Source organism: Marnyiella aurantia (assembly GCF_014041915.1).
GTDB lineage: Bacteria > Bacteroidota > Bacteroidia > Flavobacteriales > Weeksellaceae > Marnyiella > Marnyiella aurantia.
In genome coordinates, this window is sequence record NZ_CP059472.1 from 824,594 (window position 1) to 846,435 (window position 21,842).

19 protein-coding genes are annotated in these 21,842 nt (G+C 43.7%); 7 read left to right on the top strand and 12 right to left on the bottom strand.

Annotated features, from left to right (window positions below; genetic code table 11):
* Positions 1-39 precede the first annotated feature (39 nt).
* On the bottom strand, positions 40-1,956 hold the full coding sequence (gene dnaG / locus H1R16_RS03700; protein WP_181887467.1) for a DNA primase: 1,917 nt from the start codon (positions 1,954-1,956) through the stop codon (positions 40-42).
* A gap of 91 nt (positions 1,957-2,047) precedes the next feature.
* Between dnaG and tsaE the strand changes: the two genes are divergently transcribed.
* The 3 genes from tsaE to H1R16_RS03715 are packed head-to-tail and all read left to right on the top strand — an operon-like array spanning position 2,048 to position 4,078.
* A complete protein-coding gene (gene tsaE / locus H1R16_RS03705) occupies positions 2,048-2,455 on the top strand; it encodes a tRNA (adenosine(37)-N6)-threonylcarbamoyltransferase complex ATPase subunit type 1 TsaE (protein WP_181887468.1) in 408 nt (135 codons plus the stop codon).
* 57 nt (positions 2,456-2,512) lie between these two features.
* The gene (locus tag H1R16_RS03710; RefSeq protein ID WP_181887469.1) at positions 2,513-3,706 is read left to right on the top strand and encodes an alanine dehydrogenase; all 1,194 of its coding nucleotides are present in this window, start codon (positions 2,513-2,515) and stop codon (positions 3,704-3,706) included.
* 3 nt (positions 3,707-3,709) lie between these two features.
* The gene (locus H1R16_RS03715) at positions 3,710-4,078 is read left to right on the top strand and encodes a DUF4258 domain-containing protein (protein WP_181887470.1); all 369 of its coding nucleotides are present in this window, start codon (positions 3,710-3,712) and stop codon (positions 4,076-4,078) included.
* 71 nt (positions 4,079-4,149) lie between these two features.
* On the opposite strand, the gene H1R16_RS03720 is transcribed toward H1R16_RS03715, so the two are convergent.
* From H1R16_RS03720 to H1R16_RS03755, 9 genes are all read right to left on the bottom strand, one after another.
* A complete protein-coding gene (locus tag H1R16_RS03720) occupies positions 4,150-5,568 on the bottom strand; it encodes an L-serine ammonia-lyase (protein WP_181887471.1) in 1,419 nt (472 codons plus the stop codon).
* A 192-nt stretch (positions 5,569-5,760) separates the two neighbouring features.
* Positions 5,761-6,411 carry an alpha/beta hydrolase family protein gene (locus H1R16_RS03725; RefSeq protein ID WP_181887472.1) on the bottom strand — a complete coding sequence of 217 codons (651 nt, stop codon included), beginning with the start codon at positions 6,409-6,411 and terminating at the stop codon, positions 5,761-5,763.
* 58 nt (positions 6,412-6,469) lie between these two features.
* Positions 6,470-7,063: a YceI family protein gene (locus H1R16_RS03730; RefSeq protein ID WP_181887473.1), complete on the bottom strand. Its 594-nt coding sequence runs from the start codon at positions 7,061-7,063 to the stop codon at positions 6,470-6,472.
* A gap of 147 nt (positions 7,064-7,210) precedes the next feature.
* Positions 7,211-8,263, bottom strand: a complete 1,053-nt coding sequence (locus H1R16_RS03735; RefSeq protein WP_181887474.1) for a glucokinase — start codon at positions 8,261-8,263, stop codon at positions 7,211-7,213.
* Positions 8,264-8,357: 94 nt separating this feature from the next.
* Entirely contained in the window at positions 8,358-8,945 is a 588-nt protein-coding gene (locus H1R16_RS03740) for a hypothetical protein (protein WP_181887475.1), read from the bottom strand.
* A gap of 190 nt (positions 8,946-9,135) precedes the next feature.
* Positions 9,136-10,812 carry a formate--tetrahydrofolate ligase gene (locus H1R16_RS03745; RefSeq protein WP_181887476.1) on the bottom strand — a complete coding sequence of 559 codons (1,677 nt, stop codon included), beginning with the start codon at positions 10,810-10,812 and terminating at the stop codon, positions 9,136-9,138.
* 104 nt (positions 10,813-10,916) lie between these two features.
* Positions 10,917-11,834, bottom strand: a complete 918-nt coding sequence (locus tag H1R16_RS03750; protein ID WP_181887477.1) for a lysozyme family protein — start codon at positions 11,832-11,834, stop codon at positions 10,917-10,919.
* A gap of 147 nt (positions 11,835-11,981) precedes the next feature.
* On the bottom strand, positions 11,982-12,104 hold the full coding sequence (locus H1R16_RS12285) for a hypothetical protein (protein WP_259370314.1): 123 nt from the start codon (positions 12,102-12,104) through the stop codon (positions 11,982-11,984).
* A 793-nt stretch (positions 12,105-12,897) separates the two neighbouring features.
* Positions 12,898-13,896, bottom strand: a complete 999-nt coding sequence (locus tag H1R16_RS03755) for a helix-turn-helix transcriptional regulator (protein ID WP_181887478.1) — start codon at positions 13,894-13,896, stop codon at positions 12,898-12,900.
* 119 nt (positions 13,897-14,015) lie between these two features.
* On the opposite strand from H1R16_RS03755, the gene H1R16_RS03760 reads away from it, so the two are divergent.
* Positions 14,016-15,392, top strand: coding sequence for an RtcB family protein (locus tag H1R16_RS03760; protein WP_181887479.1), 1,377 nt, complete (start codon positions 14,016-14,018; stop codon positions 15,390-15,392).
* A 190-nt stretch (positions 15,393-15,582) separates the two neighbouring features.
* On the opposite strand, the gene H1R16_RS03765 is transcribed toward H1R16_RS03760, so the two are convergent.
* Positions 15,583-15,918, bottom strand: coding sequence for a HopJ type III effector protein (locus H1R16_RS03765; RefSeq protein ID WP_181887480.1), 336 nt, complete (start codon positions 15,916-15,918; stop codon positions 15,583-15,585).
* A 182-nt stretch (positions 15,919-16,100) separates the two neighbouring features.
* On the opposite strand from H1R16_RS03765, the gene H1R16_RS03770 reads away from it, so the two are divergent.
* Both H1R16_RS03770 and H1R16_RS03775 read left to right on the top strand, forming a co-directional pair.
* Positions 16,101-17,354: a hypothetical protein gene (locus H1R16_RS03770; RefSeq protein ID WP_181887481.1), complete on the top strand. Its 1,254-nt coding sequence runs from the start codon at positions 16,101-16,103 to the stop codon at positions 17,352-17,354.
* A gap of 428 nt (positions 17,355-17,782) precedes the next feature.
* Positions 17,783-18,235, top strand: a complete 453-nt coding sequence (locus H1R16_RS03775) for a transposase (protein WP_181887482.1) — start codon at positions 17,783-17,785, stop codon at positions 18,233-18,235.
* A gap of 735 nt (positions 18,236-18,970) precedes the next feature.
* On the opposite strand, the gene H1R16_RS03780 is transcribed toward H1R16_RS03775, so the two are convergent.
* On the bottom strand, positions 18,971-21,313 hold the full coding sequence (locus tag H1R16_RS03780; protein ID WP_181887483.1) for a polyribonucleotide nucleotidyltransferase: 2,343 nt from the start codon (positions 21,311-21,313) through the stop codon (positions 18,971-18,973).
* A gap of 160 nt (positions 21,314-21,473) precedes the next feature.
* Here H1R16_RS03780 and H1R16_RS03785 point away from each other — a divergent pair, with 160 nt between their 5' ends.
* Entirely contained in the window at positions 21,474-21,833 is a 360-nt protein-coding gene (locus tag H1R16_RS03785; protein WP_181887484.1) for a DUF4260 domain-containing protein, read from the top strand.
* Positions 21,834-21,842 lie beyond the last annotated feature (9 nt).

Genomic DNA, 21,842 nt, shown 5'->3' on the forward strand with positions numbered 1-21,842 from the left:
TTTCCAAAAATCATACCCCGCATAAATATAGCCAAACTGTCACAATATTCGGTACAGTTCGATATCCATTTCCTTGCGGAGTTCGTTTAGTTTTACAATTTTAATATAGTCTTCTGTATGGTCTCCCCCATCAGCAAGCGAATCTTTAATCTCGCGGATCAGGTGAACCACAAATTCTCTTTTATGCCGAATCAGTACATCCTTTAACAGTTTCGGAACCACTTCCTCTTCCTGACTGAAGTAAATATTATGTTTGCTCCAGTCACTGTTTTCATACTGTTCGAAAAGCGCGTCTGCAACATGACCTGTAAGTTCTTCATCCATAAGTCCAAAGAAAAATTTTCCTGACCTTAGCTCATTCTGCGAAATTCCCTCCGCAATTTCCTGCACAATTTTTCGGTTGATTTCAGACTGTATCTCATAACCGTCTTCAGACAGATGGTCCATCACCTCCTCAATAACCGTTATTTCATAATTTTCACCCGACTCGGTTGTTCTTTGAAGAACCTGATCACCGTATTTAAGCATAAGTTCAACAAGCTTTTCCTCCAGAATAAGAAGTGGATTTACATTGGCCGCCTGTTCCGGAACCAGTTCCATTTTGGCCGCCGGCTTTGCAGGTTCCGATTTAAACTGCGGCTGACTAACCTGCTTCTGAAGTCCCAGTTCATTAAAGAGACTTTGCTCGCTCAGACGAAATTTACCGGAAATTTCCTTCAGGTAGACCTCCTGCTTCAGCGCGTTGGTCACAAATGAGACCGACTTTACTATATCTCTAATTGCCTCCGCCTTTTTAATAGTATCATTGCCGGCATCTTTAAGCAGGATCTCGGATTTGAATGCTATGAAATCCTTGGCTTCGTTACGGATAAATTGCTCTACATATTGCTGCGGATGCTTACGGGCAAAACTGTCCGGGTCGTCACCATCCGGAAACAGGAGTACACGTATGTTCATGCCTTCGGCAAGAAGAAGGTCTATGCTGCGGAAGCTTGCTTTAATGCCGGCAGCATCACCGTCGAAGAGGATGGTTACGTTTTCAGTAAGCCTTTTTATCAGTTTGATTTGGGCAGTTGTAAGTGCAGTCCCGGAACTGGAAACCACATTCTCTATTCCGGCCTGATGCATGGCAATAACATCCATATACCCTTCCACCAGCAGGCAAAGGTTGTTTTTGGAAATTGCCTGTTTACTGTGATTCAGTCCATAAAGTACGGCAGACTTATGGTAAATCTCTGTTTCTGGTGAGTTAAGGTATTTGGCTGTCTTTACATTATTTCTCAGCAGCCTGGCTCCAAAACCCAGCACCCGACCGGAAAAACTCTGGATGGGAAATATTACACGCTCCCGAAACCTGTCTATTCCGCCCGGCGTATTATCCGGAAAGATGGAAAGGCCGGAACTTAACAGTATTTCCTTTGAGTATCCTTTCTCCAGCGCATATTCTGTGAATGCATCTTTCTGTTCCGGCGAATAACCCAATTGAAACTTCCTCACGATTGAGTCCTTCAACTCACGCTCGCGGAAGTAAGCCAAACCTACATTCCTGCCCTCCTCTGTATCATAAAGCTGTTCCTGAAAAAAAGTATTTGCTACTTCATGAATTTTGTAAAGCAGGTCACGCTCCGTCTGTGCAGCTTTCTGCTCCTCGGTTTGCTCCTGGATCGATTCCTCAATCTCAATCCCATACTTTTTTGCGGCATGGCGCAGCGCTTCCGGATAGGTAAAACTTTCAATTTCCATCAGGAAAGAAATAGCTGTACCCCCTTTACCGGAAGAGAAATCCTTCCAGATCTGCTTGCTGGGCGATACTACAAAACTGGGCGATTTTTCGTCGTGGAACGGGCTTAACCCTTTAAAATTGGAACCTGCACGTTTCAACTGAACATACTCACCAATGATTTCCTCTACCCGGATGGTGGAGAATATTTTATCGATGGTCTGCTTGGAAATCATTCGGTAAAAATAGCAAATTACTTTGTAAAACAGGGCCCCGGCATTATACCACCTCCTCTAAAATCCTTACTTTTGACCCTAAATTACTGGTATGGAATGGACAGTCAACAATGTAGACGAATGGCAGCTGGTTGCAGATCAGGTCGCCCAATCGCTGGAGTACAACATCCTTCTGCTGAAGGGCAATCTGGGTGCAGGAAAAACCACCTTCACTAAATATCTCCTGAATACGCTTGGGAGTAAGGATGAAGTTTCTTCGCCCACCTATGCGATTGTTAATGAATACAGTGTAAACCAGGGAAGTATATTTCACTTTGACCTTTATCGGATGAAAACAATTGAGGAAGTATATGATATTGGAATAGACGAGTATCTGGACAATGCCTGGCTCTGCATTATAGAGTGGCCGGAAATTTACGCCCCGGAATTTACCGGCGTACCTCACCATGAAATGCTAATTGAAAATAGCGATACGGGCAGGAAAGTAATTTTTAAATAAGGCCTATCTTTGTACCTGAATAATATTGCATTATAACCACTAATCAAGCAAATAAGAATGAGCAGCGGAAACATTTTTACTCCATTTAGAGAAGAGGAACTGATGCCTGTGGAGGAGAAACTGGAAGTCTTGAAAAAGGAATCCAAATTCACCATTGGCGTTCCCAGAGAGACTTCTTTAAATGAGCGCCGAACCTGTTTAACCCCGGATGCTGTACAGGTTTTGGTAAACCACGGCCATGAAATCGTTATAGAATCTGAAAGTGGAAAAGGTTCCTTTTTTACAGATGTTCAATACGCCGAAGCCGGGGCCCGCATCACTCAAAGTGCCGCCGAAGCCTTTGGTCAGGACCTTGTCTTAAAGATAAACCCGCCATGTGAAGATGAGATTGATATGCTGAAACCTAATGCTCATCTGATCTCTGCATTACAGATTAATCTGCGCTCACCCGCATACTTCCGCAAACTTGCCGAAAAGAAAATCAATGCGATTGCGTTTGAATTTATCTCCGATGAATACAAGCAACTACCGCTGGTAAGGCTCATCGGTGAGATTGCGGGCACTGCCTCTATCCTCTACAGCTCGGAACTGCTGGCACTTTCCAACGGGAATATGCTGGGCGGAATCACCGGCGTAAGACCAACTGAAGTAGTGGTCATTGGTGCCGGTATTGTAGGCGAATTTGCGGTTAAAGCCGCTCTGGGCCTTGGCGCCAGCGTAAAAGTATTTGACAATTCGCTTTCCAAACTTCGCCGCCTTCATATGATGATAGACGGACGGGTCCCAACTTCCATAATTGATCCCAAGGAACTTTCAAAAAGTGTGAGGCGCGCAGATGTGGTGATTGGAGCACTGCCCCGGACGTGCATGCAGCCTGTGGTGACGGAAGACATGGTTGTTCAGATGAAAAAAGGCAGCGTTATCATAGACGTAACTGTGGATTATGGCAAGGTTGTAGAGACCACCGAAATTACCTCCCTTGCAGATCCCTATATCATAAAGCACGGCGTTATTCACTGCGGGTTACCTAACCTGACTTCCCGGATTCCGCGTACAACGAGCAAGGCGATTTCCAACTTTTTCCTGAGTTATCTGCTGAGCTATGACAAAGAAGGCGGCATTGAGAATATGTTCATCCATAAAAATGAGATGAAACAAAGCCTATACATGTACCGCGGCCGGCATACTAAAAAAGTGATCTGTGACCTCTTCGGACTTCCCTATCATGATATTAACTTATTAATGTTTTAAAACTTGAGAAAAATTAAATTTTTCCTGATTGGCCTTGTGCCCGGACTTATAGTCGTATTTTTCATTTTGAATCAGAAAGGCGTAAGCTGCAGTGGTTATTTGCCAAACAGCCGGGTAATCGCAGAAACCCTTTCCAAGGATTTCACCTACACAGATCATTTCCGCCAGCAGATGGCATCCCAGAAAGTAAGCGAACAGTTTCTGAGAGACAGCATCGTGACTAACGGACATGTCGACTTTGACAGAAGTAAAGCCCAGCAAAAGCCCTGTCCGCAGTACACGGTTGTCTATCCTGAAAAAAATCCGCGTTATGAACTAGTTTTTGAAAAATGTAAAGAATCAGCTACCTTTTCAGAACTGAAAGAACTTTAGCTTAAACCGTGCTAACGAAAAAAGCAGGCTGGAATCACCGGCCTGCTTTCTTATTATAAGTACGTATCAAATTAACATTCAGCTACATTAACCGCAATTGCGAGGCCGCCTTCTGAGGTTTCCTTGAAACGGTCGTTCATGCTCTGAGCGGTTTCCCACATACTCTGAATCACCTCATCCAGGGTTACGCGCGCCTTTTCCGGATCAGATTCAATAGCTATGTTTGCTGCCGTAATAGCCTTAATGGCTCCCATGGAATTACGTTCTATACACGGAATCTGCACAAGCCCGGCCACAGGGTCGCAGGTTAGTCCCAGGTGATGTTCCATTGCAATCTCGGCCGCCATTAAAACCTGGGCAGGGGTGCCGCCCATAATTTCGGTAAGTCCTGCCGCGGCCATTGCTGAAGAGACGCCTACTTCTGCCTGACAGCCACCCATTGCAGCGGAAATGGTAGCATTTTTCTTAAATAGGGTTCCTATTTCACCTGCTACCAGAATGAATCGGATAATGTCTTCTTTAGTATTATGCTGTGTGAAGGCCTGCGCGTACATAAGAACAGCAGGGATCACACCACTGGCCCCGTTGGTCGGTGCCGTAATAATACGGCCAAAGCCGGCATTCTCTTCATTAACTGCCAGAGCAAAGCAGGAAACCCACTTATTGATCGTTGTAAAGGTGCCATCGGCACTTTTAACATATTCAAGCCACTCTTCCTGAGTGCTGTACTGCAGGTCGCCCAACAGTTTACGGTTTAGGGCAGCCGCCCGGCGGGAGACTTTCAGGCCACCCGGGAGAATACCTTCTTGGTTGACGCCTTTATAGATACATTCACATATCTGATCCCAAATATAAAGGGCTGCATTTTCTGTTTCCTCACGGCTGCGCCACGATTCCTCATTAAGAAATACCAGATCTGAAACGCTGGACAGTCCAAGTTTCTTAATATTTTCCAGTACATCGCGACCGCTGTGACAGGGATAAAGTGTCCTTATACAGCTTTTTTCCATTGAATTCTCATTTTTGGTCGCTATAAAACCACCGCCAATTGAGTAATAGTCCTGAATAAGTTCGGACCCGTCGGCAAAGACCGCGCGGAAAATCATTCCGTTGGGATGGAAATCAAGGGACTTTTTCATATTCAGGATTAAATGTTTGCCGTAGACAAACGGAATCGTCTTCTCTCCGCCCAGATATAACAACTCTTCTGTACGTATCCTGTCTATTTTTTCATTAATTGTAGTGGTATCAATTTTTTGATAATCTTCACCGGACAGTCCAAGCATACCGGCGATATCTGTACCGTGACCTATACCTGTCTTAGCCAATGATCCGAAGAACTCAACGTACACCTCAGCTACGTCCGAAAGGCGATAGTCTGCGCGGATCTGGCGCAGGAAGTTTTCGGCTGCATTCCAGGGTCCCATTGTATGTGAGCTGGAAGGGCCAATGCCTACTTTTATGATTTCAAAAACCGAAATTGACTGCATTTTAAATAGTATTGTTATGCAAATATAGTCCTAAAAAGGAAATACTTACAGGTGTATTATACAACATCCGTGCAAAATAATATAAACTCAGCAAACTGCATCAGCGTACTTTTACATGATTGCTGCTACAGCAAAAAGACCTTTTTTTCATCATTTGTGTTTTTGCTCATTTTCCAACGGAAATGAGCATTTTTATGTAAGTATCTTTGCCAGTAGCTGCGAAACTTCTTTATGTTTGGTTGCCGGAAAGAGATGGGTGCCGCCACGGATAATATAATCCGGACGCGAATTTTTAACCGGAAAGACAATGTCACTGTCCCCCAGAATCTGGATAACCTTGGGATTTGCGGGTGCCTGCCATTCCACGATCCTGGCCACACACCACTTCAGGTAGTAAGCGTCCCGCACCGTAAAGTATTGAAGGATTTTAGGATTTTTGCGGTCAAACATCTTTCGGAAGTAAGAATAGAGCCTTATCGTTCCACCATTATAAAACTGCTGAGGCAAATATTGAGGTATCCGAGTCATTTTTCCCAGTCTGATAATCCTTGATTTCTCATCAGATGATTTAATGCTGCCAAGGATAACGATTTTTTCTGCTGGTTTTATCCTGTCAATTTCCTGAACAAGTATGCCGCCAAATGAATACCCCAGAAGGTAAAACGGTTCGGAATCATCTATGCGCTCCGCCATTCTCCATACATAATCTGCAAACGGCTCATCCTTTACCGGTATGAGCCAGTCCAGAAAGACAACTTCCAGATGCTCCGGAAACTGCAGGCGTTGCAGTACCTTGAAATCTGCACCCAGACCACTTATAATATAAAGTTTGCTGCGATCCATACACAAAAATAAAAAAGGAGCAGAAATTCTGCTCCAATAATTGATATTACTATGTTTCTTAATTAGCTGTAAGCTTTATCTGAACATCAATCTGATCCTTGATCAGGTAGTCGCGGATTGACGATTTGTAAAATGCTTTATAATCCTGACGGTTAAGTGAAAACTTAGCCGACTCAAATTCAACAAAACGGTCGTTGGTACGGATCTTTGCAGGGAATGAAATCGTTTTGCGCGTTCCTTTCAGGGTTAAGTTACCGTATACAAGGTAGTTATACTCTGTATTTTTAGAAGGAAGGATTTTCGTGATAATAAATTTAGCTGTAGGGTGCTTTTTCACATCAAAAAAATCGGAACTTCTTAGATGATTGGTCAGCTTTTCCTGATCTTCACCTGTTAGATCTGTGTTGGTAAGGCTTCGCATATCAAGAGTAAACTCACCGCCGGTCAGTAATTTATCTTCAAAAATAAACTTTCCGCTTTTTAGTTTTACAAAACCCGAATGGGTAGTTGCTTCACTTTTCACAACCTTGTAACCCCACCAGCGGATATCGGAAGTCTGAACTTTAGAAATCTGTACGCCTTTGGATTTTTTTCTTTGCGCCAATACAATTACGCTGAACAATAATAACGTCAGTAAAAATAATTTTCTCATTCTTTCTTTTTTATCAATAAACAAATATAACAATTCTGCTCTATAATTATAAGTTTTTTAACATTTGGTGCTGTTCCAATAATTAACCAACAAAAAAACCTCAACCCTTGGATTGAAGTTTAATCATTATGTTAAATACAAAAGTGTTTAATCTGTTGAAAATGCGGCATAGTAGGCCCCACCCGTAAGTACCATTTTATCGCTCAGTATCATATAAATAGGAATATCCTTCATTACTCTTTCCATTTTATCACTTATCATGAACTTTTGGTAAAGTCTGTCCTTATCAATATAATCCTTAAACAGAAGTGGAAGTTCGCCACCAATAAGCAGACCGCCCGTAGCTTTTAACTTCAGGACAAGGCTGTTTGCTTCGCGGGCCAGGAACTCCAGATAGGTATTCAGTGCAATTCGCGAGATCTGCTCGTTGTCCTCAACTGCAGATTCGTACAGCACGGTAGCAAAATCGCTGTCCGTTCTAAGTCTGGCCAGCAGTTTCTCAGACTGGGGATGCCTTTTCTCATCACGCAGAAAACGGTATATATTAAAGAGCCCATTTCTGGAAAGCACATTTTCCCAGCTTACGATACCATAAATTTTATTCAGGAACTGATAGAATTCCACCTCCACATTGGTCCTCGGCGAAAATTCGGAATGACCTCCTTCCGTAGCAAACGGCCGCAGGCGTTCTCCGTCATAAAACAGTCCTGCTTCACCCAAACCGCTGCCCGGTGCTAATATGGCCACGTTTCCTGTGGTAAGTACGTCGGATTTAAATATTTTCATCAGGCAGGATGGCGAAAGATCAGCCAAACCATAAGCAGTAGCTTCCAGGTCATTAATAAGGAAAACCTGGGAGATTCCGGTGCGTTCGGAGATTTCATTATGATCCAGGATCCAAGGTAGCCTCACTGATATTCCCTGATTATTGATCACAGGTCCTGGCACACCCACCGCAAGCCTTTTAATATCTGATAGCTGATTTTCCTGAACAAAAAGGTTGATGATTTCAGAGAAAGAATTGAATTCTACCGTCTGATAGGTCTTTTCGGCGGTATGTACAGCCTTTTCGCCTTCGGTCCTGTACAGTGCAACCACGGTTTCCTTCTCCCGCACATCGGCGGACAGAATGCTGATACCCTGATTATTGCTGCTCTTTATACCTGGGAGGTATAATGGAAAATTTGCGCTTGCGACCATATGTATGTGATTTGATCAAAGATAAAAATGTTTTAAATAAATAAAAAACCTTTTCAAATAAAATTGAAAAGGCTTATAAATGTGCGGGCTTAAATTATTGACCCAACGGAATATTGTAAGAAACACCCAGACCTAAAGATCCTGCACTGAATTTCTGACTGCCTATCTCACCGTTATCACCCGTAAATACTTTTTGGTAGTGTAAAGAGAAGTTCCAGTCATTATTGTGGTATCCGATTTCCGGCTTAAGGTATAAGCCTCCATCCGGTCTTTGTGTATTTGTGATATCATTTGAGGCTACAGCCTCATCACCTACTATAAATCCGTAACCAAGATCAGTTCCGAAATAGAAACCTGTATCTTTTGGATAAATACGGATAAGACCTGCAACCGGTACTACACCGAAATCATTGTTTTCCATACCTCCGTTGCTTCTACCGAAATAATGTGTATAACCGGTAGCTACACCCAGTCCAAATCCCGGAGTAACCAGATTTTGATAGGCAACATCCAGTCCTACTGCTGCGGATGCATTTTCCTGAGGGACTGCGATTCCGACAGTTGCACCAATCTTAATCATATTCTTCATGCCTGGATTATCAAATTTTTCTGTTTCCTGCGCAAATGTAAGTCCGGAAGCAAGGATACCAAATCCCAATACTGCTTTTGTAATCGTCTTCATAATCTTAAATTTTAATGTTGTTGATTTTTTATGTTGGCTGGTATCTTGTAAAAAGTATGCCAAAACTACTGAGAATATTCCTCACAACATAGTATTATAAATCTAAAAAACTGATATTCAATTAACTATACCACATATTTATTTAAACAAACATTTAATTCTGCCAGTACGTTATGAACCGTGAAAAGATCTAGCTGAGGCCGGTTATATTTCCGAACTTATCTATATCCATACCTTCTGACGCAGGAACATTTGGCAGTCCCGGCATTCGCATCATATCTCCAAGAATCGGAATGATAAAGCCCGCCCCTGCCGCAAATTCAAATTCACGTACGTTAATCTTGAATCCCGCAGGCCGGCCGATCTTTCTTTCATTATCGGACAGTGATTTCTGGGTCTTTGCCATACAGATCGGCAGATGATCCAGCCCAAGGTCACAAATTACTTTCAGGTCATTCTTTGCTTTTGTTGAATACACCACACCATCCGCGCCATAAATCTCCGTAGCTATCCTATCAATCTTAACTTCCACCTTTTCATTAACCTCGTACAGCATCTGGAAATCGTTGCCGTAGTTTTCGGCTGCATTCACGACTTCCTCTGCGAGTTCCGTCATACCGGCACCACCCTGTGTGAATTCATGGGCCACAATAGCTTTTACACCTATCTTACTGCACTCCTCCTGAATAAAAGCTATTTCTTCGGGAGAATCTGTGGCAAAATGATTTATCGCAACCACCGGCTTCAGGTTAAGTTTAATATAATTCTCAACATGTTTCTTCAGGTTATCAATACCCAACTGTACCGAGGCCAGGTCAGGACTTTCGAAGAAGCCTTTTTTTGCACCACCATGATAGCGCATGGCACGAACTGTTGTCACGATCACCATAGCAGCAGGCTTGAAACCGGCCGAACGGCATTTTATATGTAGGAACTTCTCGGCACCCAGGTCGGCACCGAATCCGGCTTCGGTAACGGTATACTCTGCCAGCGACATGCCTGTCTTTGTCGCTATGATTGTATTGGTTCCCTGCGCAATATTGGCAAAAGGTCCGCCGTGCAGGATGGCGGGATTTCCCTCCAGCGTCTGCACCAGATTGGGCTTTATGGCGTCACGCAGCAGGATGGCCATGGCAGCTTCGGCCTTAAGGTCTCTGGCATACACTGGTTTTTTGTCAAAAGTATAGCCTATAAAAATATTTCCAAGCCTGGTTTTTAGGTCTTCGAAATTTTCGCTCATACAAAGAATAGCCATGACCTCAGAAGCCGGTGTGATATTGAAACCATCTTCACGGGGAACTCCGCTTGCCGTTCCGCCTAATCCTATGATAATATTCCGGAGGGCACGGTCGTTCATATCCATTACCCGTTTCCACACAATGGTACGCGGATCGATATTGAGTGAAAATTTCCTGTTCTGAATATTATTATCGATAAGTGCGGCCAGCAGATTGTTCGCTTTTTCAATAGCCGAAAAATCGCCTGTAAAATGCAGGTTGATGTCAACCATTGGAATTACCTGCGCATAACCGCCACCGGCCGCTCCTCCTTTTATTCCGAAAACGGGACCTAAGGACGGTTCACGCAGAACAGCTATAGCTTTTTTACCGATTCTGTTCAAACCGTCACATAAACCTACAGATACCGTGGTTTTTCCTTCGCCGGCCGGAGTGGGGTTTATTGCCGATACAAGGATTAGTTTGGATTGAGCCACCTTTTGTTCATCAATATAGGACAGTGGAATTTTGGCTTTGTACTTACCGTAATACTCCAGGTCGTCTTCTGCAATTCCGATTTTGGCAGCTATTTTTCTGATGTGCTGAATATCAGCATTCTGGGCAATTTCTAAATCTGTAGGGAAGCTCATGGTCAATTGTTTTGGTTATCTACCAAATTTAACCAAATAACTTCAAAATAGAAGGATGGCTACAGCAGATTTAAATCATGATACCCCGTGGAGAAAGTAAAGATTTACGCAAAAATATACTCATCGGGTTTCAGGAAATAGCGCGCGTTTTCTACTAAAGCAGCTTCTCTGTCCCTGCGCGTAAGCAGGCCTTTCATCTTTGGATCTCCGGCCCACAAACGTTTCATCGCACGGATTTCAGCTCCTATTTTGGAAAGGTTTTTTACTTTCACCCAAACCGCAATCTTCTTCATTTCGGAACGCCTTGGTCCCTCCAGGCTGGCGCCGCGGTTATAAACCAGAGAAAGCAAAGCACCCTGAGCATCGGGTGGCAGAAGTTCCACCCCGGGATAAGCTTTGGCAGTAGACCGGGCGTAAACCGGAACAGAAGTCGCATAGAACACCTGCAGCGCATCGTCGTAAGGAATCTCAACGGATTTTACTGATGAGGTAAGTGCGGCACGTGCCCGCTCGCCGTGTAAACCTACAGCCGGTTTGAGCTTGTTAAATTTTGCATCTCCCAGCAGCGCACGCCAATCCTTTTCGAACTGCGCATTCGTACTGTAACCCATGTCATACCCAATGCCTATTGTAACGCCACTGGCACCATGAGGCCAGATGGGAAATTTATATTTGGAATTGTACATGGATTTGGAAGAGATTTCACTTTCCAGAACCAGCTGCAGCGAACTTTTTGAAATGACCATACTGGCACCTTTTGGCAAAGGCGGAACTTTTTCGTCCAGGAACAGCTCTATCCGGGTAGTAGTATTCACACCGAAGATACCGTCAATATCCCGTCCCGTAAATCCCAGGCCTTTCTGTATATTTTTCTTTTTGTCGGGAAGAGAAAGGTCTGATACCAGTAAGCCCAGCACTTTCTCCAGCGCATTACAGGTTTCCATATCATAAGTACCGGTTAGACTTACAGCGAGCTTTTTCTGGATCGCCTTAATTCTGGTTTCTAATGGATTTTGAGGCATGGCTATAGGTTTAAGGGTTATTCTTGAAACGCTTTTACCTTGTAAAATTATAAAGGAGCATGAAGAGTATATAAGGTAAAACACCCTTATTGAATAAAAAAAAACCGGACTTAATTTCGTCCGGTTAATGATTTAAATTATTTGAAGCTATCTGGCTCCAGCTTTTTGCGCGCTTTTCTTGGATTGTCTGGCTTCATATTTCTTCATGAAATAACCAATGGCCAACGGTGCAACCCACATCAGGATTCTTCTTAACAGTACTGGATTCATAATAGTGATTTTTTGTTGAGGATAGCTTTACAAGATGTGCGCCAAAAAAAATTAGAATAGATACTGGAACATGATTGGGTTAATAGGGATCGTAAATTGCTACGCTGGTAAATTGGTACATAAAAAATTGTTAGTCTGAAATCTAACTAAAATCTGACTCATTGTTCTTTCCTCTTTGTTTCAATCTCCCATCTGATATCTTATATATTGGCTCCTAGCTCTTGATTCTTGGCTCACTTAACCACAAAGTACACTAAGTCTTTCACAGGGAACACAAGGAAATCCGCAGAAAATCTCCGCCGCAATATCTTTATTCTTTTCTCTTTGTTCTTTCCTCTTTACCAAAATCTGCAGTCTGACAGTTGATTCTGGGCTCACTTAACCACAATGTACACTAAGTCTTTCACAGGGAACACAAGGAAATCTGCAGAAAATCTCCGCCGCAATATCTTTATTCTTTTCTCTTTCTTCTTTCCTCTTTACCAAAATCTGCAGGCTGACATGTTGATTCTTGGCTTACTTAACCACAAAGTACACTAAGTCTTTCACAGGGAACACAAAGAAATCCCCAGAAAATCTACGCCGCAATATCTTTATTCTTTTCTCTTTGTTCTTTCATCTTTACCAAAATCTGCAGTCTCACATGTTGATTCTTGGCCCACTTAACCACAAAGTACACTAAGTCCTTCACAGGGAACACAAGGAAATCCGCAGAAAATCTCCGCCGAAGTGTCTTTATTCTTTTCTCTTTCTTCTTTCCTCTAAATCAGAAATGCTGCATCCGGGCTCGTAACTATTCCCCATAGTTACCCACCGCCGTCTTTAGATTCTCTAAAATCCTGGTGCGCAGGCTGGCCGGACTAATTACAGTAAGCGAACTGCCCATACCTAAAATAACACGCTCCAACTCCGGATTTAGCTGAACTCTGATGCTGAAGGTTATGCCATCATTATCTTCAGACAGAATCTGCTGACTGTGATGAATGGGTTTAGTCTTTATATAAGGTGCATTGCTGTGATCTACTTTAAAAACGACCTCCTGAGGGCGCTGCGATTCCAAAACGGTTACCCCTACCACATCGGCAAAATAGCTGTCGGCGTCAAAGTCTTTATATTCATATTCGGTCTTAAGGTCGGTCTCTACCTCTTTTATGCGGTCCAGCGCCAGGTTGAACATCCTGTTTTTATGCCAGCAGATCAGGAACCAGCGGTTGTTATACTCTTTCAGAAGTTGCGGATGCACAGTGAGATAGGTAGCATCCCGGGCCTTAAAACTCTGATAGAGAATCCTGAGCGCCTGCCCGTTGATGATGGCCTGATAAAGCGGATCTATAAATTCCAGACCTGTTAGCTGCTCGTTCTTGTCCAGATGAATCACCGACTTCTGACCCGCGGAATGTACCGAATCCTCAAGCTTCTGTATCACCCCGTCCATGTCCTTAAACATGGAGAAGTCCTTGAACTGCTTCAGGATCTGTATGGCATTGTTCATGGCCAACAGGTCGCTGCTGTTTACCTCAATCTTATGAATACTGTAATCCGGGTCGCTGTAGCGGTAATATTTCCTGTCGAACACTTCAATTGGTGCTTCGTAACCAAACCTGGAACTCCGCATATTCTGAAGGTCCAGCTGAACGGTTCGTCTGCTTACAAAAGATTCCTTTCCTTCATATTCAAAAAGGGCTTCAGAACATTCTTCCATCAGATCTTCCAAAGTGTACTTCCGGTACGTGTTCCGGAGACAGCGGTCCAGGGTTTTATAGCGTATCAGCGCATTTTTGTTTGAAGCCATAGCCTGTGAGTTTTTTTGAGCCTGCTTTTCGCATTGACAGTAATAAAAATAGAAAAATTTTTTAAGTGCGCAAAATGACTGCGCAGCAGGAGTATTACTTTGCACTATAAAATAAACCTATGAAAATAACAGGAAAGGAATTGATCGACTTAGGCTACAGGCCGAAAAAATGGTTTGCGGAAGCTTTGGACCATATTAATGATAACCAACTTGAACATTCAGAAATGATAAAATACTTAGCACAATATAATTCACCCGAACCTCTGCCGTTACAGGAATCACTGGATTTCGCCGTAAACATAAGGGCCGAAAATGAGAATGAAGCCGACAATGTAGCGAAGGTGGTGCAGACCATGAAGACGTTGCTGAAAACGCCAACCCTAATTGCCGGCGCCCTGATGCCCGACGCCTGCCCCACAGGTCCCGACGGAAATATTCCCGTGGGCGGAGTGGTAGCTGCGCATAAAGCGATACACCCCGGATTTCACAGTGCCGACATCTGCTGTTCCGTGATGCTTACCGATCTGGGTAATGCCGATCCTAAAAAAGTACTGGACGCCGCCCATTCCATTACCCATTTCGGACCAGGCGGCCGCGACCGTTCCACAGAGATGCCCGTTTCAATGGAATTGCTGGAAGCTTTCAGGCAGAATGATTTCCTGAAAGACGAACAACTCATCAGTGCGGCGCGCTCGCATATGGGTACCCAGGGCGACGGAAACCATTTCCTTTTCGTAGGAACATCAAAGAAGACAGGGAACACCATACTTATCACCCACCACGGTTCCCGCGGACCCGGGGCCCGGCTTTACGATAAAGGTATGAAGGTGGCCAACCGTTTCCGCGATGAACTTTCACCGGCCACCCTGCGCGAAAACGCCTGGATCCCATTTGAAACGGACGAAGGTCAGGAATACTGGGAAGCTTTGCAGCTGATCCGCAAATGGACCAAGGAAAACCATGAAAACATTCACGGCGCCACCATGGAGAAGCTTGGCGTGCAGGCGCAGGACCGATACTGGAACGAGCACAACTTCGTGTTCCGGGACGGCGATACTTTCTACCATGCAAAAGGTGCCACGCCACTGGAGGACCGCTTTATGCCGGACGTTACCGGGCCACGCCTTATACCGCTGAACATGGCCGAACCCGTACTTATTGTTCAGGGCAAAACCAACAGCCGTAACCTGGGCTTCGCACCGCACGGAGCGGGACGGAACTTCAGCCGCACCCAGCATAAGAAGTCACTGGCGCACAAAACGACTGAGGAAATTTTCCATGAGGAAACCAAAGGTCTGGATGTTCGTTTCTTCACCAAAGACATCGATATTTCCGAGCTGCCCAGCGCCTACAAAAGTGCCGCCGCTGTACGGTCTCAGATTGAAGAATTTGGTCTTTGCGAAGTCATAGACGAAGTGATGCCCTACGGCTGTATTATGGCCGGCGACATCAGGAAAAACGCACCCTGGAAAAAGAAGAAGAAATTCAGAAAGTAAGAAAACCACCGGATCATCGGTGGTTTAAAGTATAAATAAAGATTTTACCTCATTAGAAACATTACGTCTTTCCATCACCAGGTGTTCACCAGTTTACCGGAAACTTTCAGGACTACTCTGCGCTTCATCCCGATATTACTGCGACAACCCTTCAGACAATTGCAAGATTTCTTGCTATCACATGTGGCATCTAGTCTCTTTTTTTCAATGCCTCACCTTCAAAAGCAATTCCCTCCCAGCCGGATAGCATAAAGTTGCGGATGTTCCGGTGGTCTGTACCCTCAGGATTTTGAAGCACACCCGTCCGGTAGAAATCCCCGAACAGCGCCAGCGTTTCCTCTTCGTTCAGCCCTTTAAGTTTTGCAAAACTGAAAATCTTGCACGAACCGTTATTTTCACCCGCTTCATTCAGCGCATTAGCGTTGGTAAATTTTGTTGGGCTGAAGGTGTAATGCTGGTCAATGTAGGCAAGCACTTCTTTAAAGTTGATGGTTTCGGGGGAGGTTTTGAGTTGGTCTAGGAGCATTTTAATTTTTTATTTTTCGTGGTTCCAATTATTTAGCGAATCTTCGTGAGTCATAATTATCGAAACTTGCATATATTTGGTTGGTAACAAATATTAGATTCATGGATCAATACAACGCAACAAATTTATTGGCATTATAATATGATTTATATAGAAGTTAGCGGTAATTTTAATACAAGAGTATGGATAATTTTTTGACTAAAGACGTTTTTGGTATTCAGAGAGAAGTTCCTTTAAATTATGTTCAAAGGGAAGCAGATACTGTGTTTACAGATTCCTTAAACAGAGGACACCATATTGTCATATTTGGAAGCTCAAAACAAGGAAAAACTTGTCTGCGGAAGAAGAATCTTGAAGACAATGAGTATATTACTGTGCATTGTGATCACAGAATGGACTTATATAGTCTAAATGTCAATATCTTAAAGCAAGCAGGATTTACAGTACAAGTTTCTGAAACCAAAACTATAAATGGTAAGGCTAAAGTTAAAGTTGGATTTGGATGGGACTTATTCGGGAAAGCGAATTTTGAAACTGAAGCAGAAGGCGAAAAAGGAAATGCAAAAGAATACAAACCTTTAGAATTAGATCCTGAAGATGTTAATGACGTAATTAAGGCGTTAAAAAGCATGAAATTCGATAAGTATATAGTTATTGAAGATTTCCATTATTTAAAAGACGAAACACAAGTTGATTTTGCTATAGAACTTAAAGCTTTTCATGAAAATTCGGACATAACATTTATTATAGTTGGTGTGTGGTTAGAAGAAAATAGACTTATCGCTTTGAACGGAGATTTATCTGGAAGAATAAAATCTGTTAATGCGGATGAGTGGACTGATGAAAATTTAATGTTATTAATGCAAATTGGCTGTGATCTGCTAAATATCGAAATCGCAGAAATCTATAAAAAGAGTTTAATTGAAAAGAGTTTAAATAATGTTTACATTGTACAAGAAGTGTGTTATGAATTATGCATAGAAAATGGAGTACGAGAACAATGCGAAGAAAAAATAGAAATTAATTGCGGAAATTTAGATGCAATAATTTCAAAAGTAATTTCCCAACATTCTGGTAGATACAATAATTTGATTACTAATATTTCAGAGGGTTTTCAATCTACTGAACTAGAAATGCACAAATGGATAATGTATGCAATTTTAAAAGCAGATATTGATAGGTTAGAAAAAGGTCTAAAAAGAAGTGAAATTAACACATTACTGCAAGCAGAACATCCTAGAAAACAAGACCTAAATCCTGGAAATTTGACGCAGGCTTTAAAGTCAATTGCCTCCCTTCAGGTAAAAAAGAATACCATACCAATTATTATAGACTACGATAATAGTAATCTCAAGCTAAATATCGTAGATAAAGGATTTTTGATTTGGTTATCAGATCAAAATATTGAGGAATTAAGACAAGAAATTGGCTTATAAAATCTACTGTAAAATGATATTTTACAAGCAGGCTTGAAACTTCAAATTAGATTTGTGTTTGCGGGCAGAAAAAGTTTGGCTAATAAGTCTGCCTTTACAAATACCCCAGCTCCGCAAACCCTCCCAACTTTAAGCTTACCAAAACACATCCCTCCGAAGTCTCCCCACTTCGGAGTTTTTTTTTCCCAACCAACAAAAAAAAACCTCAGCCATTCCCAAAATAATTTCTACATTTACTTCTCAACAACCTAAAACACAACAAGATGGCATCACACTCAGAAGTACGCGCGCAATGTGGCGAACCTTCAGAAACTCCTCCAGCAGATCACGGCGTTTAACCTTGTCAAGGTTTTAAACCTTGACAAGCTTGTTCTGTATCGATAGCGTCCCTTAAGGTTGTTCCATCACAATAAGCAGAAATTTTTGCCATGGCATACACCCGAATTCTGTATCACCTCGTTTTCCGTACTAAAGCAAGCGGTAAAACAATTCCGTTAAGCCAGGCCCCGGAACTGTACCGTTACATCTGGGGTATTCTTAAAAACAAAAACTGCGTTCTATACCGCATTAACGGCATGGAAGAACACGTGCACATCCTTTTTGACCTGCATCCCTCCGTCGCCCTGGCGGATCTGGTGAAAGATATTAAAGTAGCTTCCTCGAAATGGATGAAACAATCCGGTCTTTTCCCGGATTTTCGCGGGTGGGGCATTAAGTATTGCGCGTTCACCTACTCCATCAGGGAGAAAGACATGTTGATTAACTACATTAAAAACCAGCAGACCCACCACAGAAACGAAAGTTTCCAGGATGAAATTCACCGTTTGTGGAAGGACGCCGAAATCGAAGATGACATCAAATGGTTCTGGGTTGATAATTGAACTCCTACGGAGTTCGGTGTGGGTGGTGCGGGTGGCGTGTGACTCCCGCAGCGGACGGTGGGTCCAGCGCGCCGGAACGGTTTCCCTACCACAACCCAGAGTTGCCAACGGTGTTCCCGAACGGTTTCCCTACGTCACGGTTTCCCTACGTCACGGTTTCCCCGAACGGTGTTCGAAGATATGCACGTTCGACTCCTACGGAGTCGGTGTGTGCGGCGCTGTGTGTGTGCGTGTGTGTGTGTGTGTGTTTGTGTGTGTGTGTTTGACGTGGGCGCGTAGTCACCGCACGGCGCTTCGCTTGTACAGGTTATGAACCTTCGACTCCTACGGAGTCGGGTGGTGAACGCTCGATGCGTAAGCCCGGATATCCGTTCGGTGCGACGTAAGTGCAACTCCTATAGAGCTGATGGCTGCACACACAAACTCCGTAGGAGTTTACTTTGCGTAGCCCCGTACAAGAGCAGCGAAGTTCGGGGAAGGTAACGAAGCAGCGACATAGTGGCAAGGCATCGCAATATTCCGGTTTGCACACATCGCCGACTCCGTAGGAGTCGAATTCGTGTAGTCCCGAACGCAGTTCGGGGTGGCGGGGTGCGGGGCTGGCAGCGAAGCACAATACGGTGTGCACATCGCGCGACTCCGAAGGAGTCGCATATGCTTCACCCCGAATGCAATTCGGGGTACAAAAAAAACCACCTCAAATCGAGGTGGTTTCATTATTATCGTGTCTTCAGATTAAAAACCTTCCGGCTTCACATCGTCTGTATTTTCACTTTCGTTCAGCGGCTTGAAGGTGTCTTCTCCTGCTGGTTTTTCAGTCTGGCGGCCACTGTGCTCGGGTCTGTTATTGCTGCGGTTGAAGTTGTCGTCTCTTCTTCTGTCGCCACCGTCTCTGCGGTCGTTTCTTGGCGGACGGCTGTCGCGGTTTTCGCGGTTATCGCCTTCACCTTCCTTACGTTCAGTTCTTGGAGGTCTTTCGAGAAGTACTTTTCTTGAAAGCTTCATTTTCTTACGGTCATCATAACCCATGAATTTCACTTCCACCATATCGCCCTCGTTGTAAGGAACTTTGTCAAGTCTTGCCCACTCGATTTCGGAGATGTGAAGCAAACCTTCAGTGCCTTTCGCAATTGCTACGAACGCACCGAAATCCATTACTTTCACTACTCTACCGTTGTAAACTTCGCCTACAGTCGGCACGAAAGTAATTTCGTTAATGGCTGCGATGGTCGCGTTGATATTCTCTCTGCTTACGCCGGAGATTTCAATTCTACCGATCTCACCGATTTCTTCGATCGCAATAACGGTCTGGAAATCTTTCTGCATCTGCTGAATTATTTTTCCGCCAGGTCCGATAACGCCACCGATGAATTCTTTAGGAATCTCGAGTACTTCCATTTTCGGAGCGTGCGGTTTAACGTCAACTCTTGGTGCATCCAAGGTCTTCAACATTTCGCCAAGGATATGAAGACGGCCTTCTCTCGCTTGTTTCAATGCCGTTTCCATGATGTCCATAGAAAGTCCCTGGATCTTGATATCCATCTGGCAAGCCGTGATTCCGTCTGCCGTTCCGGTTACTTTAAAATCCATATCACCTAAGTGATCTTCGTCTCCTAAGATATCAGAAAGTACAGTGAATTTACCTGATTCAGGATCAGTTACCAATCCCATAGCAATACCTGAAACCGGTTTCGTGATCTGTACACCCGCATCCATCAGAGCCAATGTTCCGGCGCAAACCGTTGCCATTGAAGATGAACCGTTAGATTCAAGGATATCGGAAACAATACGGATCGTATATGGGTTTTCTGCCGGAATAATTCTGGAAAGCGCACGCTGTGCAAGGTTTCCGTGTCCTACTTCCCTTCTTGATGTACCTCTTAAAGGTCTTGCCTCACCTGTTGAGAATGGTGGGAAGTTATAGTGAAGGAAAAATTTCTCGTCGTAATTGATGGCCACTGAATCTACCATATTGGCATCTTTCACTGAACCTAAAGTTACAGCTGTTAAAGACTGAGTTTCACCTCTGGTGAATACTGCAGATCCGTGAGCTCCCGGCAGGTAATCCACTTCTGACCAGATCGGACGGATAGTTTCCGGCGTACGGCCATCCAGACGGATTTTCTCGTTCAGGATCATTTGACGCATTGCCTCTTTCTCCACATCGTGGAAATAGATCTTGGCGAACGGCTTAACTGTTTCCAGTTCTTCTTCTGAATACTGAGCTAAGAACTCCTCCAGAACAGCCTTGAAGTTATCGTGTCTTTCTTCTTTTGCAGAAGGTGTCTTGGCTACTTCGTAAACTTTGTCGAAAGTATCTTTCCAAACCTTTTCACGAATTTCTTCGTCGTGGTTTTCGTGGGTGTATTCTCTTTTCGGTAAAGATTTGCCTACTCTTTCAGCAAGTCTTTCCTGCGCTTCAACCTGAACTTTAATTTCTTCGTGTGCGAATTTAATGGCTTCGATCATTTCCTCTTCGGTAATCTCGTCCATCACACCTTCTACCATTACGATAGAGTCTTTGGTAGCACCTACAAGGATGTTAAGGTCTGCTTTATCCAGATTCTCCCTGCTTGGATTTACAACTAACTGTCCGTCAATTCTGGCTACCGTTACTTCAGACATCGGTCCGTTGAACGGGATATCCGTGATTGCGATGGCAGCAGAAGCGGCTAAACCAGCCAGTGCTTCAGGCATACATTCTTTATCATAAGAAATCAGGGAAATCATCACCTGAACTTCAGCGTGGAAATCGTCCGGGAAAAGCGGACGCAAAACGCGGTCTACCAGTCTCATCGTTAAAATTTCCTCGTCAGATGGTCTGGCTTCTCTACGGAAAAAGTTTCCGGGGATTTTACCTCCTGAATAGAATTTCTCTCTGTAATCTACCGTCAGTGGAAGAAAATCCACGCCCGGGCTTGCATCTTTGTTGGCTACAACGGTTGCCAGAAGCATCGTTCCGCCCATTCTTACTACTACAGATCCGTTGGCCTGCTTGGCCAGTTTCCCTGTCTCGATGGTGATCTCTCTACCATCCTTTAATTGAATTTTTTCAATAATTGCTTGTGGAGCATTCATAAAATCTGTTCGTCTTGGGCACTCCGTATTGAGTGCGGTTACTTTATTTAATCTATTTAAATTTTCGAGAGCAAATATACGGTTTTTTACATTAAATTTTCAGCGAAAGTACAGGGACAGGTAACGGATTGATATTCATACGGACTCATTGATAAACGATATGAAGTTTATACTGAACCTGGAGTACGCCGCACTTCTGCTTCTGGGAGTTTGCGCCTTTGCGGCCACAGATTGGTCATGGTGGTGGTTTGCAGCACTCTTCTTTCTGCCGGATGTCTCAATGGCGGCCTATCTGTTTGGCCCCAAAGCCGGCGCGTGGACTTACAATCTCTTCCATCATTTCGGCGTGGCGGTGTTACTTTATTTAGCCGGAAGTTACTTTTCAACAGCAGAACTGGAGTTGGCTGGTATCATGATGTTTTCCCATTCCTCGTTTGACCGCCTGCTGGGTTACGGATTGAAGTATACGGACAGCTTTCAATTTACGCATTTAGGTAAAATCGGAAAAAAAAGGACATAAAAAAAGCAA